17 protein-coding genes are annotated in these 15769 nt (G+C 36.3%); 16 read left to right on the top strand and 1 reads right to left on the bottom strand.

The genetic code is table 11. From position 1 onward, the window contains the following. Positions 1 to 140 precede the first annotated feature (140 nt). From yhfZ to NSU02_RS17585, 15 genes are all read left to right on the top strand, one after another. Complete coding sequence (yhfZ, locus tag NSU02_RS17655; RefSeq protein WP_339193422.1) at positions 141 to 1067, top strand: GntR family transcriptional regulator YhfZ; 927 nt, start codon at positions 141 to 143, stop codon at positions 1065 to 1067. Between the two features lie 143 nt (positions 1068 to 1210). Next, positions 1211 to 1576, top strand: a complete 366-nt coding sequence (locus NSU02_RS17650; protein WP_063388787.1) for a PRD domain-containing protein — start codon at positions 1211 to 1213, stop codon at positions 1574 to 1576. 13 nt (positions 1577 to 1589) lie between these two features. After that, on the top strand, positions 1590 to 1949 hold the full coding sequence (locus NSU02_RS17645) for a DUF2620 domain-containing protein (RefSeq protein ID WP_063388786.1): 360 nt from the start codon (positions 1590 to 1592) through the stop codon (positions 1947 to 1949). Positions 1950 to 2767: 818 nt separating this feature from the next. After that, the gene (locus NSU02_RS17640) at positions 2768 to 4069 is read left to right on the top strand and encodes a YhfT family protein (protein WP_063388785.1); all 1302 of its coding nucleotides are present in this window, start codon (positions 2768 to 2770) and stop codon (positions 4067 to 4069) included. Between the two features lie 80 nt (positions 4070 to 4149). Then, on the top strand, positions 4150 to 5025 hold the full coding sequence (locus NSU02_RS17635; protein ID WP_066250155.1) for a TatD family hydrolase: 876 nt from the start codon (positions 4150 to 4152) through the stop codon (positions 5023 to 5025). A 5-nt stretch (positions 5026 to 5030) separates the two neighbouring features. Further along, complete coding sequence (locus tag NSU02_RS17630) at positions 5031 to 6152, top strand: aminotransferase class V-fold PLP-dependent enzyme (protein ID WP_063388783.1); 1122 nt, start codon at positions 5031 to 5033, stop codon at positions 6150 to 6152. Positions 6153 to 6168: 16 nt separating this feature from the next. After that, positions 6169 to 7422 carry a phosphopentomutase gene (locus NSU02_RS17625; RefSeq protein ID WP_117017197.1) on the top strand — a complete coding sequence of 418 codons (1254 nt, stop codon included), beginning with the start codon at positions 6169 to 6171 and terminating at the stop codon, positions 7420 to 7422. After that, on the top strand, positions 7394 to 8545 hold the full coding sequence (locus tag NSU02_RS17620; RefSeq protein WP_339193417.1) for a YhfX family PLP-dependent enzyme: 1152 nt from the start codon (positions 7394 to 7396) through the stop codon (positions 8543 to 8545). The genes NSU02_RS17625 and NSU02_RS17620 overlap by 29 nt, the downstream gene beginning before the upstream one ends. A 68-nt stretch (positions 8546 to 8613) precedes the next feature. Next, positions 8614 to 9357 carry an HAD family hydrolase gene (locus NSU02_RS17615; RefSeq protein ID WP_066250148.1) on the top strand — a complete coding sequence of 248 codons (744 nt, stop codon included), beginning with the start codon at positions 8614 to 8616 and terminating at the stop codon, positions 9355 to 9357. Between the two features lie 57 nt (positions 9358 to 9414). Next, positions 9415 to 10146, top strand: a complete 732-nt coding sequence (nagB, locus tag NSU02_RS17610; protein WP_130157553.1) for a glucosamine-6-phosphate deaminase — start codon at positions 9415 to 9417, stop codon at positions 10144 to 10146. A 414-nt stretch (positions 10147 to 10560) separates the two neighbouring features. After that, positions 10561 to 10686, top strand: a complete 126-nt coding sequence (locus NSU02_RS17605; RefSeq protein ID WP_339193414.1) for a hypothetical protein — start codon at positions 10561 to 10563, stop codon at positions 10684 to 10686. Between the two features lie 123 nt (positions 10687 to 10809). Beyond that, positions 10810 to 10980: a hypothetical protein gene (locus NSU02_RS17600; protein ID WP_339193412.1), complete on the top strand. Its 171-nt coding sequence runs from the start codon at positions 10810 to 10812 to the stop codon at positions 10978 to 10980. A 31-nt stretch (positions 10981 to 11011) separates the two neighbouring features. Then, complete coding sequence (locus NSU02_RS17595; RefSeq protein ID WP_339193410.1) at positions 11012 to 11203, top strand: cyclic-phosphate processing receiver domain-containing protein; 192 nt, start codon at positions 11012 to 11014, stop codon at positions 11201 to 11203. Between the two features lie 175 nt (positions 11204 to 11378). Beyond that, on the top strand, positions 11379 to 11783 hold the full coding sequence (locus NSU02_RS17590) for a hypothetical protein (protein ID WP_339193408.1): 405 nt from the start codon (positions 11379 to 11381) through the stop codon (positions 11781 to 11783). Continuing rightward, entirely contained in the window at positions 11770 to 12141 is a 372-nt protein-coding gene (locus tag NSU02_RS17585; protein WP_339193407.1) for a hypothetical protein, read from the top strand. Before NSU02_RS17590 ends, NSU02_RS17585 begins: the two co-directional genes overlap by 14 nt. A 1206-nt stretch (positions 12142 to 13347) precedes the next feature. Here NSU02_RS17585 and NSU02_RS17580 read toward each other — a convergent pair. After that, positions 13348 to 14670: a short-chain fatty acid transporter gene (locus NSU02_RS17580; RefSeq protein ID WP_094244404.1), complete on the bottom strand. Its 1323-nt coding sequence runs from the start codon at positions 14668 to 14670 to the stop codon at positions 13348 to 13350. Between the two features lie 215 nt (positions 14671 to 14885). Between NSU02_RS17580 and NSU02_RS17575 the strand changes: the two genes are divergently transcribed. After that, positions 14886 to 15764, top strand: coding sequence for a LysR family transcriptional regulator (locus NSU02_RS17575; protein ID WP_066250138.1), 879 nt, complete (start codon positions 14886 to 14888; stop codon positions 15762 to 15764). The last annotated feature ends 5 nt before the right edge of the window (positions 15765 to 15769 follow it).

The raw sequence follows: 15769 nt of genomic DNA, 5'->3' as shown, positions 1-15769 counted from the left end.
ATACTATAAGTATGTGTCTTAATCTATAAAATCATTTTTAATGTCTTGTTATGTATAAAATACCTATTGCAAATCTAATAGGAATTGCTTATAATTTACTGTACAGAATATAGTATATTGTTTTTTAAGGAAGATAGAGTATGTGGGAAAAATTTTATTCTAAAAATGGTTTAGCAGCAAAAAACATTGCCAAAGAATTGATAAAATTAAAAGTTGGAGATAAAATTCCTCGTATCTCTGACTACTGCGCCCAACTATCAATTGGCAGGGGAACTGTACAAAGTGCATTAAATTTATTGGTGGAAATGAAAGCGATTAAATTGGAAGCCAGAGGCCATTTAGGCACGTATCTAATTAGCAAGGACAACAATTTATTGCTTGAGATTGCCGGTATCGCCCCATTAATTGGCTCTATGCCGCTTCCATATTCAAGGAAATATGAAGGATTAGCGACAGGAATAGTGGAAGCATTTGAATCAACCGGAAAAACAATAAACTTAATTTATATGCGCGGCGGGTTGAATCGAATTGAGGCGGTTCGGACAAAGAGAAGTGATTTTGCAATTGTTTCTAAGATGACAGCAGATAATATCATTTCAGAATATCCAAATTTAAAAATTTTCAAGAAATTTGGAGCTAACAGTTATGTATCCGCTCATAAGATTTTCTTAGCTGATTCAGATCATCATGTAACTAATGATAAATTAAGAGTTGGCGTGGATATGGAGTCTCCAGATCAGATGCAGCTGACATTTGCTGAATTTGAAAACAGGAATGTCGAATATGTCAATGTCAATTATATGCAGTTATTCGATATGCTTAATTCAAAACAAATTGATGTAGCTGTTTGGAATGTCGATGACAAAAGAATGAATCAAACATTTCAAGCAATCGATTTTCAATCAGCGAAAGCGAAGAAAATTTCCCGAGACACAACAGAAGCTGTTATTGTGATTGATGGTGATAGAGAACAAGAAATAGCAGAAAAGTGGGATTCAGTTGATATTCAAAAAATACTGGACATACAAAAAAGTGTTGAAAAGGGGGAAAAAATACCACGCTATTAAAACATTATTTATCATTTACGGGATTAAAGATATTATCCGAAAATCAAACAGTATAAGACACTATAAAAATTTGCGTTTTATACAAGACACAAAATTTTTTAAAACAAAATACTAAATACAGTATATTGGAGGTTAAAGAAAAAGTGAATAGCATTCAAGTGAAAGAAAAGTTAACTATTTTATTAACAAGCAGTGTTATTACACAAAAAGCTTTTCATGTAACTTTAAATACATTTGATTACTTATCAAAAAAATTCAAAAAGGAGGTAATTGACAACTCGGAAATGTTTTGGACACATATGTCAATGGCTTTAACTAGAATGGAAAGGGGTGAATGCGAAGATGGTCCTTCCAATACAATCATGAATGAAGTGAATGAGACGCCTTATAAAGAGGATATAGAAGAAATTATAAACCATATAAATTCACTGGTTGGCCAAGAACTCCCTGAAGGAGAGCGTGTCTATTTTTATCTGCATCTTCATCGAGTTATTGAATCAAATAAATAGGAGGGGTTTTTCTATGGTGAGAATTGTAATAGGTGGACAGTTGAATAAACAAGCAATTGAAAAGCAAGTGAAAGAAATCGGAGGAAATAATGTAGAAGTATCCGTTAAAAGTGATTTGGAAGCAGTTATGGCTGTCAAAAACAAAAAAGCTGACTATTATATTGGTGCCTGTGAAACCGGATCAGGTGGAGCGCTTGCAATGGCAATTGCATTATTAGGCAAAGATAAATGCGTTACTTTGGCATCTCCAAGTACCATAAAAACCAAGGAAGAAATCGAAAAGGAAGTGAATGATGGCAAAATTGCATTTGGATTTACGGCATCATCTTCAAAAAATATATTGAATATACTAATTCCTGCTTTATTAAAATAATCAGCTTTCGCAGTTTTATATTTTCTAAACATTTGATGGAACTCACTTCAATCCCTGTAAAAATGCAAATTGTTTTTTTGGAACATGTGATTAATAAAAAGAAAGACACCTTTTTCTTTTGGGGAAAATATGGGTGACGAAACTTTTAACAAAAGAAAAAAGGTGTCATTTAAATGGTAATGAAAGAAACCTGCTTTACGCAATTACCAAAAGAAATTTCATAGTTAAATATATCATCTAAGAGAGGCTAATATCAAGAAATATATAGGCTATTCCTGTTTGTAAATCGATTTTTTCCAGTGTTTCAAAATAAAAATCAGTGAATCTGCGTAAAAAAGATACTATTTATCGTTTTTTACGTTCACTAACATTCTTTTTGTCTGCAGTTCTGTGAACGCAGTGAATGGCTTGCACTTTTAAGTGCTGATACAGCCTTGCCCAAATCATCCAATATGAAGTATTTTTTAAATCCGTATCCCTTAAAACCTAGGCAAGCAGCTGCAAGGCCGTTTTTATGACAAGTTGATGATTGATACAATCACTGTTTTTACATGATTTTGATGGATGATATCGGAAGAAGATCCGTTGGCAAACCTTTTGATAGTTTTGCGAAGATGTGCGAGACAAGGATGACATAAACGTTTTACATACACTGATCGATCCTTGTCAAGCACTTGCCAACAAGAAGTTTTTTGGATTGGGGCATTTTGAAAAATCAAATGAAGAAAAGGGTGGCATTTTCTACCTAATCATATCGGACAATGTCTAACAATGTGCGAAAGTTGAGTATAAAAAATGAATAAACAGAGGTGAGTAGAATGGATTTGAATCTCATTCAATGTATTGTCATAGTTGCTGTCGGTGCGTTAGGTTCTATTCTCGTAAACCGCGGGGTAGCGGTGTTTAATGACGGGTTGCGTCCCATTATGCCTGAATACCTTGAAAATCGAATGACAAGAGGAGAACTGGCTGCAACCAGTTTTGCATTGAGTTTTGGATTAATAGTCGGCTTCGGCATCCCTCTTTCTATAGGAGCTACGATTATTATTGGCCATAGTATTTTATTAGCGTGCGACATAATTGGAATTTGGACTCCAGATAATAAAATAGGAATGGTTACAGCCGGAGTTCTCGGTGCTGTTTATAGTATAGGAATAGTGTTAGGTTTGCAATTTGTCGTAGATTTATTTAACATGCTTCCAGTAAATTTCATAGATTCTTTAAGTCTTATCGGTAATCCGATTATTATTGCATTTACAGTATTTCCTGCTATTGCCGTTGGGTATCAGCACGGTTTAAAAAAAGCTGCTGTCACGGCGATTGTCACTTTAGCCTCCTTTTTGTTATTCGAAAAGTTTGGAACATTTAAAGTCGCAGGATACGATATTTCCCTTAGCCCTGAAGGAATGGCGTTATTAATAGGAATGTTAATGATGGTTTATTATGCCTCTAGAGTTAAAGGCGGAGAGGATACTACAAATGCCGATTTAGTAAATATTTTTAATGAACGTGTAAATCGAATTAAGAAGAATCGCTGGTTATTAGCTTTGATGGGTGGACTTGTTTCTTTAACATCTTCCATGTTGATTTTAGCAGTTGATGCAATGCCTCAAGCATTGATTAATAAAGGTCTTTATACAGAGGCAGCCATTGCTACATTTGCACGTGCGATCGGATTTATTCCTTTAGTTTTTTCAACTGCCATTGTAACGGGGGTTTATGGTTTAGCTGGTACGACATTAGTATTTGCAGTCGGTCTTATTTTCAGAGATATACCGATTTTGGCATTTGTGTTGGGTGCTTTAGTCATGTACTTGGAGGTCATATCATTATCAGCAGTATCAAAAAGTATGGATAAATTGCCTGGCGTACGCGAGATGGGAGAGCATATTCGAACTTCGCTGGCAGATGTTCTCGGAATTGCGATATTAATCGGCAGTGCAATGGCAGCGGAAAAAATTGCTCCAGGAATCGGGTTCTTTTGGGTCATTGGATTTTATTTAATCAACCGGATGGCATCAAAACCACTTGTTGAATTGGCTGTTGGGCCAATAGCGGTCATATTATTGGGGATCATCGTTAATCTTCTTTACGCAGTTGGTTTATGGCAGGTTGGTTAAATACAATGGCATCTCTCCAATCTCATTTTGGGATTGGAGAGATGTTCACTTGAAATTATTAAAAAAGGGGAAAGTATCTAATGTTGAAAAACGGGATTACCTATATGCATGAGCATACAACCATTGACCTTTCTGAAGTAAAAAATAATGAGGATTGCCGGTTGGATGTATTTCCTGAAACTGTAAAAGAATTTAAAAAATTATATGAAAAGGGTGTACGTAATATTATTGATGTAACCAATATCGGAATGGGGAGAAGTATTACATACGTCCAAAAGGTTTCAGAAGAAAGCGGGATTAATATTATTTTCGCTACTGGTTTCTATCAAGATTCTTTTTACCCGATTCAAGTATTTCGGGAAACAAAAGAAAAGCTGGCAGAAAGAATGATAAAGGAAATTGTCGAAGGAATAAAAGGAACAGATGCAAAAGCTGAAATTATTGGTGAAATTGGAACAAGTTATAATAAATGGACAGAAGCTGAGAAAAAAGTGTTTGAAGCAGTTGTCATCGCTCATAAGGAAACGAAAAAACCAATTTCTACACATACTTCTATCGGAACGTTAGGACATGAACAAGTGGAATTCTTTAAAAAGCATGAAGTAGATTTAAATCGAGTGGTCATAGGACATGTTGATTTAACAGGAGACGCCGATTATGTATTAAAAATGCTAAGAGAAGGAGTATATGTAGAATTTGACACAATAGGAAAAGAAAGTTACATGCCGGATCGCGTTCGAGCAGAAATGTTGAAAAAAATACAGGATAAAGGGTATATCGACAAAGTACTATTATCTATGGATATTACTAGAAAATCACATCTCGAATATAAAGGTGGATTAGGGTATTCCTATTTACTGGACACATTTGTCCCCCTTTTGCAATCTTATGGGATTACAAGTGAATCAATCGATAAAATGTTGATTCATAACCCACGTGCTTTTATGGAAGGGTAAGGTGAATGATTATGGAAACTTATCCGCTAAAGAGTATTTCTATTGAAGAAGCTAAGCGCAGACAGTTTAAGCTCGTTGATGTCATTACAAGGCATTTTCGCGGCGATGAAATGATTTCGCTTGGTGATCTAGGTGTTGTAAGAGGCATTAATAAACCAAAATTTACAAAAAAAGTAGAAGAAACATTAGCTGACTTCTTTGGCGTAGAGAAGGCATTATTGGTGCGCGGCGCTGGAACAGGTGCATTGAGGTTTGGTTTTATGAGTTTTTTGCAGCCGGGTGATCAGCTCCTTGTACATGATGCACCTATATATCCAACAAGCAAAACAACTTTAGAATCAATGGGGATAATGCCGATATATGCGGATTTTCACAATCATGAAGAAATCAAAAATACAATCAGGCAAAATCCAAAACTAAAAGGCGCATTGATTCAGCATACTAGGCAAAAAATTGATGATCATTATGATTTGGCTGAAACAATAAAAATAATACGTTCGGCTGATCCGGCTCTAATTATAATAACAGATGACAATTATGCTGCAATGAAAGTAGAAAATATTGGGGTGCAAGTGGGAGCGGATTTGTCCACCTTCTCAATGTTCAAGCTATTAGGTCCAGAAGGTGTTGGAATCATATTAGGGAAAAAGGATTTAATCAAGGAAATAGAAAAAATGAATTATTCCGGGGGAAGCCAAGTTCAAGGCTATGAAGCTTTGGAAGCATTAAGAGGTCTTGTATATGCTCCCGTTATGTTGGCTATACAAGCAAGCGTGAATGATCAATTAGTCCATGCCCTTAATAATGGAGCAGTAAAGGGTGTGAAAAGGGCTTATTTAGCCAATGCACAATCAAAAGTTTTACTTGTGGAATTTACTGAACCAATCGCAGAAGAAGTACTTTATCATGCCAATGAATTAGGGGCGGCACCCAATCCGGTCGGCGCCGAATCAAAATACGAAGTTGTGCCAATGTTTTATAGAGTTTCCGGCACTTTCTTATCGTCAGATCCAACATTAGCCAAAAAAATGATACGTATTAATCCATTAAGAAGCGGAGCGGAAACAATTTTAAGAATACTAGAGGAATCCATTCATCGGGCAACCGAAAATCATAAGGAAATATAGTAAAGGGGGATCAAAAATGAACAAAAGAGTCATTATTATTATATTGGACAGCTTAGGTGTCGGTTATATGGAAGATGCCAAAGACTATCACCCTTTAGATGTCGGCGCCAATACTTTTTATCATATTATTGATGCAGTGCCATCATTGAAAATTCCAAACTTTGAAAGATTGGGCATCAATAAAATTTTACATCATCCGAAATTAAAAAATGTTGATAATATTGCCAGTTACGGTGTTTTGAACCTTATGCATCAAGGAGCAGACAGTTTTGAAGGGCATAATGAAATTATGGGAACAAAACCAAAAAAAGCGTATTTAGCTCCTTTTGTTGAAAATATGGATCAAGTAAAACGTGCTCTAGAAAAAGAAGGATATAAAGTAACGATCCCAAATCCTGAATTGCCGTATCTATTAGTCAATGATTTAGTCATCGTCGCTGATAATATCGAAACTGATTACGGCCAAATTTATAATGTGAGTGCTCCGCTAGACTATATTCCGTTTGAAGAAGTTTTAAAAATAGGGCAATGTGTGCGCAAAAATGTTAAAGTCAATCGCGTGATTGTCCTTGGTGGCGAAAATGTAACACCCGAACACTTGCAACGATCAGTAGAAAGACGGGAAGATGGATTAGTAGGGGTGAATTCACCTAAATCAAATGTATATAAACAAGGGTATCAAGTACGTCATTTAGGTTTTGGCATCTCTCCTGAATTTCAGCTGCCAACATTGGCGAAAAAAAGCGGAATGGAAGTTTCTCTTATTGGAAAAATGCAGGATGTCATTTATTGTGAAGGCGCCAATAGATTTCCGGGTGTCGATACAGAACAAGTAATGAAGGATATTTTACATGAAATGGACAATGTAAAACATGGAGTAATTGCTGCAACAGTACAAGAAACAGATTTGGCCGGACATGCACAGAATCCAGCCCGCTATGCGGATCGTATTGAAGTGGTCGATAGATATTTGCCGGAAATACTGGAAAAAATGACAGAACAGGACCTGTTGATTATGAGTGCGGATCATGGGAATGATCCTACGATTGGCCATAATCAACATACAAGAGAGAAAACGTATCTGTTAGTTTATCATAAACAAATATCCCCCGTTAAAATTGGAGAAAGAAAGACACTATCAGATATCGCTGCAACTTCTGCAGAGTATCTTGGACTTAATAAAACTGAAAACGGAACTTCATTCCTTCAAATATTGCAAAAAGGAAAGAGGAGACTGACGGATGTTTTTACAATCGACAATAATGCATAACAAAAAATTAATAGAAGCTGCATTGGACTTTCATCAGCAAGGAATTATCCCACCCAATACTTATGTAATAGATCTTGATACAGTAAAGAGGAATGCTAAAGCTTTATCTGAAAAAGCCAAAAAACAGGATATTGAACTATTTTTTATGACAAAACAATTTGGCCGCAATCCGTTGGTGGCGCAAGCTATTGTTGAATCAGGGATTGAGAAGGCAGTCGCCGTAGATCCATGGGAGGCCATGACTCTTAGTAAAAATGGCATTCAGATTGGCCATGTTGGACACCTCGTTCAAATACCTGTTCATATGATATCAACAATATTAAATCTTAATCCTGATTATGTTACAGTTTTTAGTTATGAAAATGCTCGAAATATAAGCAGAATTGCTCAACAGATGGGAAAAAAACAAAAAGTCTTTTTGCGCATTGCAAACAAAGACGATTATATATATAACGGTCAAGAAGGTGGATTCACATTTGAACAGTTAATGAAAGATATTGAATCTATGGAAAAATTGGAAGGCATTGAAATAGCCGGTTTAACAAGTTTTCCTTGTATATTGATTCAAGATGATGTTCCAACCATTACCCCGAATGTCAAATCCATGCAGACTGCAAAATTGTTTTTAATGAATAGAGGATATGAAAAGCTAGAGATGAATATGCCAAGTGCCACTTCTACCGCAACAATGAAATTATTAAAGGAAAATGGTGCAACACAAGGAGAACCCGGTCATGCATTAATTGGAACGACTCCATTGCATGCTTCACAAAACTTGGAAGAAAAACCTGCGATGGTATATGTATCGGAGGTATCCCATTTATATAATAATCATGCATATGTTTTTGGCGGCGGATTTTATCCGCGTTCACATATGAAGGAAGCATTAGTTGGAACAAATAGACAAAATCTAAAGCGGGTTCCTACAATTGATAATGCTCCGACTAATATTGATTATTACGGCTCATTGGCGACAGACGGAGTACGAGTGGGAGATACGGTCATATATGCCTTTCGCACACAAGTATTTGTTACCAATGCCCATGTTGCCGTCTTAAAGAATATTTCCGAAAACCCTGAACTTGTAGGAATTTATGATTCTATGGGGAATTTAATCAATTGATCCAATAAAAATGATCATTTTTACTGCAAGAGCATGGTTGTTAATGGAAATTTTGGAGGAGATTTTAAATGTATCGAGCTGTCTTTCTGGATATAGACGGGACAATTTTGAATTCTAAAAATCAGCTTGAAGATGAAACCATAGAATCTATTCATAAAGTGCAAAAGAAGGGGATTATCGTTGGTTTGGCTTCAGGCAGGTCTTTAGAAGCCTCAAAAATTTATGGTGATAAATTACAGTGCTCGCTTTATGCTGCTTATAACGGCAGCCTTGTATTTTTAAATAATAAGATCATTCATGATGTAAAAATATCAGCAAAAGTTGCCTATGATCTTTGCAGCCAAACTTATCAATATGGAGGCAAGTATATTCACTTTTCGTACAGTACCTCACGATCTAATCAGCCTTTATATGAAGAACATTTACTGCCATTTGCAAAAAAGACAAATTTAGAGGATACGGATTGCGAAGCGCACCGATTAACTTTATATATAAATTCTGAACAACGTAAAGTTCTTAAAGAGAAAGTGCTGGAGGATTATGTTTTTGAAGAAGGAGATCGACTCGAGGTATATCCAAAAGGTTCTAAATGGACCGGTATTCAATCTGCCATTCAACAATTGAATATATTGCCTGAAGAAGTGATTGCAATCGGTAATGGGATAAATGATGTCGAAATGTTGGAATCATCTGGATTAGGAATCGCGATGGGAAATGCAACTGATTATGTAAAAAGTAAAGCAAACATGATTGTTGAAGATAATGATCATTATGGAGTAGCAAGAGCACTAAGAACGATTTTTAAAATATAAAATATTTTGTTCAAGAGTAAAGATTCCCATAATGATTTTGTAGAAAGGTGAAATGACGTGGAAATTATTAAAGTAAAAGATTATGAAGAAATGAGTGAGAAAGCAGCTAATATAGTCATAGAGCATATGAAAAGTTTGAAAAGACCAGTCATTGGTTTTGCAACAGGTTCAACTCCAATTGGTTTATATAATTGTTTGGTCAAAAAATATCAACAAAAGGAAGTTTCATTTAAACATGCAACTACTTTTAATTTAGATGAATACGTTGGGCTGCCTAAAGAAAATAAGAATAGTTACCACTATTATATGCATGAAAATTTATTCCAACATATTGATATTCAACCGGAAAATGTTCATATTCCTAATGGAATGGCTGAAGATTTGGAACAAGAGTGTATGACTTATGACAGATTAATTTCTAAAAATAAAATTGATATACAAATATTAGGACTGGGATTAAACGGCCATATTGGTTTTAATGAGCCAGGGACCAGCTTTAAAAGCAGAACGCATATTGTTAAACTGGATCAATCAACGCGAAAAGCAAATGCTAGATTCTTCCAGTCGATCGACGAAGTACCAACGAAAGCAATTACGATGGGAATTGAAACGATCATGGAAAGTAAGAAAATCTTGCTGCTTGTTTCTGGTAAAAAGAAAGCGGACGCCCTTGCAAGGCTATTGGGTAACAGTGATATTTCTGAAGAGTTTCCTGCTTCAATTTTAAGACAGCATAATGATGTGACAGTGATCGCAGATGAAGAGGCCTTGAAAAAAATAAATGAATAATATTTATTGTCTATTTTTAAGCTCCTTTTTTGCGAAAATAAATTCAGGGGTAGACTGTGTCTTTTGGGTTTCGAATCAAGGCGTAAGAGAAAAGATGTAATTGAAAAAAACTGCCGAAAATACGGCTTCACGTATAAACATTTTGTTCGTGTATTTACATGTAATTCTTTGTAAGGCTCTTTATTGAATAAGCAATCGATAAACAATGGAAAGCATTCATCGTCCAATAGCGATGGGTGCTTTTCCCTTTTGAGCTATCCATGACAATATTTGCAAATACATGATATTTCCAATTTCTTGATTCTTACCAAGCTGTTGATCATAATGGATTGCCTTTTTACTGATCGAATACTCTAGCTGCAATAAGATTTTTTTCTTCGCGGATTAATATAAAAGTAAAAAAAGAAAAAGGGGATGGAGTATCTTGAAGCTATATATTCAAATGAGGAAAGCAGATTGAAGACATATTTGCAAGACTATGAAGTAAATGAGGAAGTACAAGGCCAAAGTCTTGTTGTATTGGGCGATATTCATGAATAAACTAGATTTTTGCTTGCAAGCTGTTATTCCAAAAGTGGATGGATTAACCGAAAAGATAAAATCGGAAGAACCCCTCTATCCACGGCATGCTATTTCGGATATGTGGATATATCGAGGGTTTTGTTGAATAACGGTACAAAAATAAATGAAATATGTATGGATCAAGCATATAACGGATGGGATGGTCATATACAGATTGGTACACTGAACCTCTCCGAGAGGTATGGTTGGATCAATCTATATTTGGATGATTTGTCGGACATTCCGATTGGCTTAATAGGTGTGGAACAATGAATAAGCCATTTCATAAACCGAGAAACAACATATGCATATTCTTTCGTTGGATCATGATTTGGGAACAGATGAAAAAGGAAATATGCGAAGAATCGGTTATAATTTGGTTAAATATATTTGTGAAAAAGGTATAAGACCTGAAAACAGAATTTACATTAAATGTCGTGGAAAAGGAAAACATGTATCAAACCTTACTGGCCGCACAAAGAAGAGGGTTCATTGACAAGGATATTGAAATTTATCATTATCAGTTTGTTAGGAACAGGACTCGCGAAGAGAATGAAACATATTTATGTTGCTTTGTATATTTTAAGCATATAAATGTGTTGTTTTTTGTGTAGAATTACGTGTATCAAATAGATTAATAATGCATTTATTAAAGGAAAGGGGGATGGAAGGTGGGTGTTCATACATTGAAAAAAGAACAACATCCTATTGCTAACACGAATACATTGCATTTTTTTAAAACAAATGTTTTAAGCGTAACGGACATTTCGAGAACAAAAAAATTATCAGAAATACTGGATCTTTTTTCTAATGGTTTCACAGATGAAGTATTTGTTATTCAAAATGCAAAAAAGAAAAATGCACAAGCTGTAGTCGTCAATATAGATTATTTTGAAACATTGCTTCAAATGAAAGAAGTTTTAGAAGAAGCGCTTGATCAAGTCGTTATGGAAGAAGCCTATGCACGTAAAGATAAACCTGCAAATCAAACCTTATCAGATATTTTTGATGAAGACGATATGAATGTAAATGAATTAATGAAATTATTAGAGGAAGATGGATGTGAAGACACTTGAAGATTTGCAGGCATTGGTTTTAGAAAAATATAATGTCGATCTGAGATTTGTTGAAGATGTTAAACAAGATATTAAAGCGATTAACAAAGGACATAGGCAAACCGTTTTATTAGAAATATTAAGGAGGGCAAAGCAAGGCCCCCTATTTAAGCCTGACGGAGTTGCTGAATCTTTACATGGGGACTTACATGGTTTTGCAAGGATTAAATCAAAGTTATTAAATATTAGGGTGATTTATCGGCAAGTTGAAGGACGGCCGATAAGAATGGAAGTTATTGCAATTGGTCCTCGTGATAGGAAAAAGGCATATCGAATGGCTGCTGAACGTTTACAAAAATTCTTTATGGAAATGGATTAGCAGTTTTCTACCGCGGTGGAACCTCACACCACTCACTAAAGTGGCGTGCTTCTCCACGTTTCTATGAGAATTTCCTGCTTCATCACATCGCAGCCTATCTCTACAGGCTTCGATCCACTCCTGCATTGATTGCGTAAAATATGCTTCGAGAATTCTCTACTGGCTGTACAATCTTTTTTAGAAAAATACTCTGTCAAACAATGACAAAAACAATTCCTGCTCCTATGAGTCAGGAGTTTCTTTGTTGTATTTTCTCCCTTTTTGTGACAAAAAACGGATTTACCGAAACATAGACCCTATATATAGAAGTTAGTAGTTTGTTTCGACATAGAGTGAAAAACCACGTCCAGAAATGACAGACATCACACCACTGCTGGCGAGAAAACCAAACAAAGGAACAAATTCAAAAAACAATTAGAACTGTTTGTTAAAATTATCTATTTTGTGTTTTGGGAGGCAGATTATTGAAAAAAAGACACATCGTTTAACTGATATGTCTTTTGCGAATAGGTTTCTATAAAATGCAATAGGCTTTCCCTTTTGCGATTCTCTCTTAATTTTTCTTCTCCTCTATGAAAAAAGAGATGGTGATTTTTTCTGGTTTACGGTTTTTGAGTGATAGAACCGATCTTTTTATCTATTATTAACGTTTTCAATAGGAAATTGAAATTGGAATTATCCAATAGTTTAGAAGGAGAAGAAAATGATGAATGAGGAAAAAATGAAAATGATTGAGTTGGCTGTGAAAGATTTGGTTTTGTAATGCACAAATTCAGGACAGATTATGTCAAAAATTATTTGAAAAAGCTCATCGGCCGGGATTCGATTCATCCTCAGTATCTAACGGGAGAGATAGTAACCTTCTGCACAGCACAGCAAGCACGGCAACATTTTTTTAGGAGAAACAGCAAAGTGGGAGTATTTTTTACAAGAAAATATGCATCCAGTCCCATCATTAGACAAGAATGCTGGAACGATCATGTTCCTAATTGGAACAATAAAAAGGGAACCATTTTCAAAACACCCGGGAAACCGTCAATCCTGTCAAACGGAGAAGGAACAAAAAAGGATTAAAAGCAAATGATAGTTTTTGATAAACTTTAAAAAAAACCATCCCAAGAATGCTGGCGTCATAACAGCATTCTTGGGATTTGTTTGTAAAACATAGAATATTGGGAAAATTTTTGTTATGGGACAACTGAAGCTTTAAAACAGCAGAAATCCAATGGAGATCGGGATAAAACTGAAAATTAGAATCATGACGCAAAATCCCATAATATCTCGGATGTGGAGGCCTGCGATCGCTAAAATGGGAAGCGCCCAAAACGGCTGGATCATATTTGTCCAAGCATCTCCCCAGGCTACCCCCATTGCTGTTTTGGCCGGATCTGCTCCCAATTCCATTGCTGCCTGAATCATAATCGGTCCTTGAACCGCCCATTGCCCGCCCCCGGATGGAACAAAGATATTGATTAAGCCAGCACTAAGAAAGGAGAGGTAAGGCAAGGTTTGTTCGGTCGAAACACTGACGAACCATAATGCGATTTGCTCAGACAATCCTGAATGAATCATCATTCCCATAATTCCAGCATAAAAGGGAAACTGGATGATAATCCCACCGGCGTTTTTAACGCCGTTCGCTACCGTATCCAGAAACCTTTTCGGTGTTTGATGAAGCAAAATTCCAAGGAAAAGGAAAATAAAATTGACGATATTAATGTTTAGGTTAAATCCGTTTACAGCAAAATGATAAACAATAAATGCAATTCCCATAATGCCGATGATCAGGGATATTGTCCGACTGTTTTCCAATTTTTCTGCTGGTGTCATAGGTGTCACATGTTCTACTGCTGCTGCTTCTTCATTTGGAATCACCCATTTCGTTCGATCTTCGAGCTGGCTCTCTGCATTTTTTAACAAATAACGGTTAAACAGCGGCAAGGTGATCAAAAGGGCAATAACAATAAATAAATTTGTCGGGCTAAAAAGGGTTTTCGTCACTGGGATCACACCCATGGATTCCTCCAAAAAGTGGCCCGGGGTTGCAATGGTAAGTGGGATCGAACCGGAAAATCCCCCGTGCCAAATGAGGAATCCGCTGTATGCACTGGCAATTAAAATACGGTAGTCGACGGATGGAACATGCTTGGCAACATGTATGGCAAACAAAGCGCCGATCACCAGCCCGAAACCGTAATTAATCAGGCAGGCGATTAATGAAACAATGGTTACAAGCATGACGGCATGGGCAGGGGTGCGTGCAAAGGTGCTTACTTTCGCCAAAAACCTTTTAATGACGGGAGTGTTTGCTAATATATAGCCGGTTACAACCACAAGGGTCATCTGCATGGTAAATTCCAGTAAATCCCAAAAACCTAAACCCCAATGGGTGACCATGTCCACTGGACTGTTGTCTGTAAAGAAAACACCTAATAAATATACTAAAAACGTTAAAATAATGGCGAACAGCAAGGCATCAGGCAAATAACGCTGCACCACCCGGTTGAAAAAGGATGTAAGTGTCTTCAATGGTTTCTCCTCCCTTTAGCAAATAATAAATTCTGTTTGTTTTTTCCACCGGTTCCGTTAAAAAATAAGAGCAAGTAAATGAGTACATAATGGAATCGCTTTCAAAACTCCTTTTTGCATCCGCTTACATAAAAGTTTACACAGGGACAAAAGGTAAAGTAAAATAAATAAAATGAATCTTATTTATTACATTTGGGAATAAAAAGGGGGATTCGATGGAACTTCGGGACATTCAATCCTTTATTGAGGTGGCCAATCATCAGAGTTTTACAAAAGCTGCGGAGCACTCCTATTTATCCCAGCCGTCATTAAGTAAAGCCGTGAAAAAGCTGGAAGAGGAATTTCATATGGAACTATTGGAACGATCCACGAGGCATATTCAATTGACGGATGCAGGAAAAGTTGTTTATGAACAGGGAAAAAAGTTAATGAATATTTTGGAAGAAACGAAAATGCTGCTGGATGAACTGGCAAACGTCGCCATTGGAGAAATTAAAATCGGCATTCCTCCCCTTATTGGAACGTTGTTTTTCCCTTCCATTGCCGGAAACTTCCATCAACAATACCCGAATGTCAAATTGGAGTTGGTGGAGGTTGGCGCAAGGGTGGTAGAGCAGCTGGTAGAAGAGGGGGAAATTGATGTCGGCATTGTGGTTCTGCCGGTGGATGAATCCATTTTTCACATTTCTTCTTTTTTTACGGATGAATTTGTCCTTTTTATCCACAAGGATCATTCTCTGGCCTGCAAACAAAGGGTGTCCGTCAAAGAATTGGAGAAGGAAAGCTTTATATTATTTGCAAAAAACTTTACGTTGCATGAATTTATTATTAACACCTGCAAAAATTCTGGTTTTACCCCGAATATCGCCTATGAAAGTTCCCAATGGGATTTAATTTTGGAGCTTGTTTCATCAAAAATGGGGATCACATTGCTGCCGAAAGTGATAGGCGGAAAACAAAATAATCCGGATATTGTTATTATTCCCTTGAAAGAAAAGGTTCTTTGGCATCTTGGTATTATCACGAAAAAGGGTCGGTACCGCTCCTTTGCTTTGAAAAAATTGCTGGAGATGCTTACGGAACAAGAAAAGTGAAATCT

Origin of the sequence: Aeribacillus sp. FSL W8-0870, assembly GCF_037963755.1 — a bacterium.
Taxonomy (GTDB): Bacteria; Bacillota; Bacilli; order Bacillales; family Aeribacillaceae; genus Aeribacillus; species Aeribacillus composti.
Note: the sequence above shows the minus strand (reverse complement) of the source record. Positions and strands in the feature narration are given on the sequence as shown.

What these genes read in the sequence shown, in the direction of transcription:
- yhfZ (WP_339193422.1), top strand. Translation starts at nt 141, where the DNA reads ATGTGGGAAAAATTTTATTCTAAAAATGGTTTAGCAGCAAAAAACATT.
- NSU02_RS17645 (WP_063388786.1), top strand. Translation starts at nt 1,590, where the DNA reads ATGGTGAGAATTGTAATAGGTGGACAGTTGAATAAACAAGCAATTGAA.
- NSU02_RS17640 (WP_063388785.1), top strand. Translation starts at nt 2,768, where the DNA reads ATGGATTTGAATCTCATTCAATGTATTGTCATAGTTGCTGTCGGTGCG.
- NSU02_RS17635 (WP_066250155.1), top strand. Translation starts at nt 4,150, where the DNA reads ATGTTGAAAAACGGGATTACCTATATGCATGAGCATACAACCATTGAC.
- NSU02_RS17630 (WP_063388783.1), top strand. Translation starts at nt 5,031, where the DNA reads ATGATTATGGAAACTTATCCGCTAAAGAGTATTTCTATTGAAGAAGCT.
- NSU02_RS17625 (WP_117017197.1), top strand. Translation starts at nt 6,169, where the DNA reads ATGAACAAAAGAGTCATTATTATTATATTGGACAGCTTAGGTGTCGGT.
- NSU02_RS17620 (WP_339193417.1), top strand. Translation starts at nt 7,394, where the DNA reads ATGTTTTTACAATCGACAATAATGCATAACAAAAAATTAATAGAAGCT.
- NSU02_RS17615 (WP_066250148.1), top strand. Translation starts at nt 8,614, where the DNA reads ATGTATCGAGCTGTCTTTCTGGATATAGACGGGACAATTTTGAATTCT.
- NSU02_RS17605 (WP_339193414.1), top strand. Translation starts at nt 10,561, where the DNA reads ATGGAGTATCTTGAAGCTATATATTCAAATGAGGAAAGCAGATTGAAG.
- NSU02_RS17595 (WP_339193410.1), top strand. Translation starts at nt 11,012, where the DNA reads ATGCATATTCTTTCGTTGGATCATGATTTGGGAACAGATGAAAAAGGA.
- NSU02_RS17575 (WP_066250138.1), top strand. Translation starts at nt 14,886, where the DNA reads ATGGAACTTCGGGACATTCAATCCTTTATTGAGGTGGCCAATCATCAG.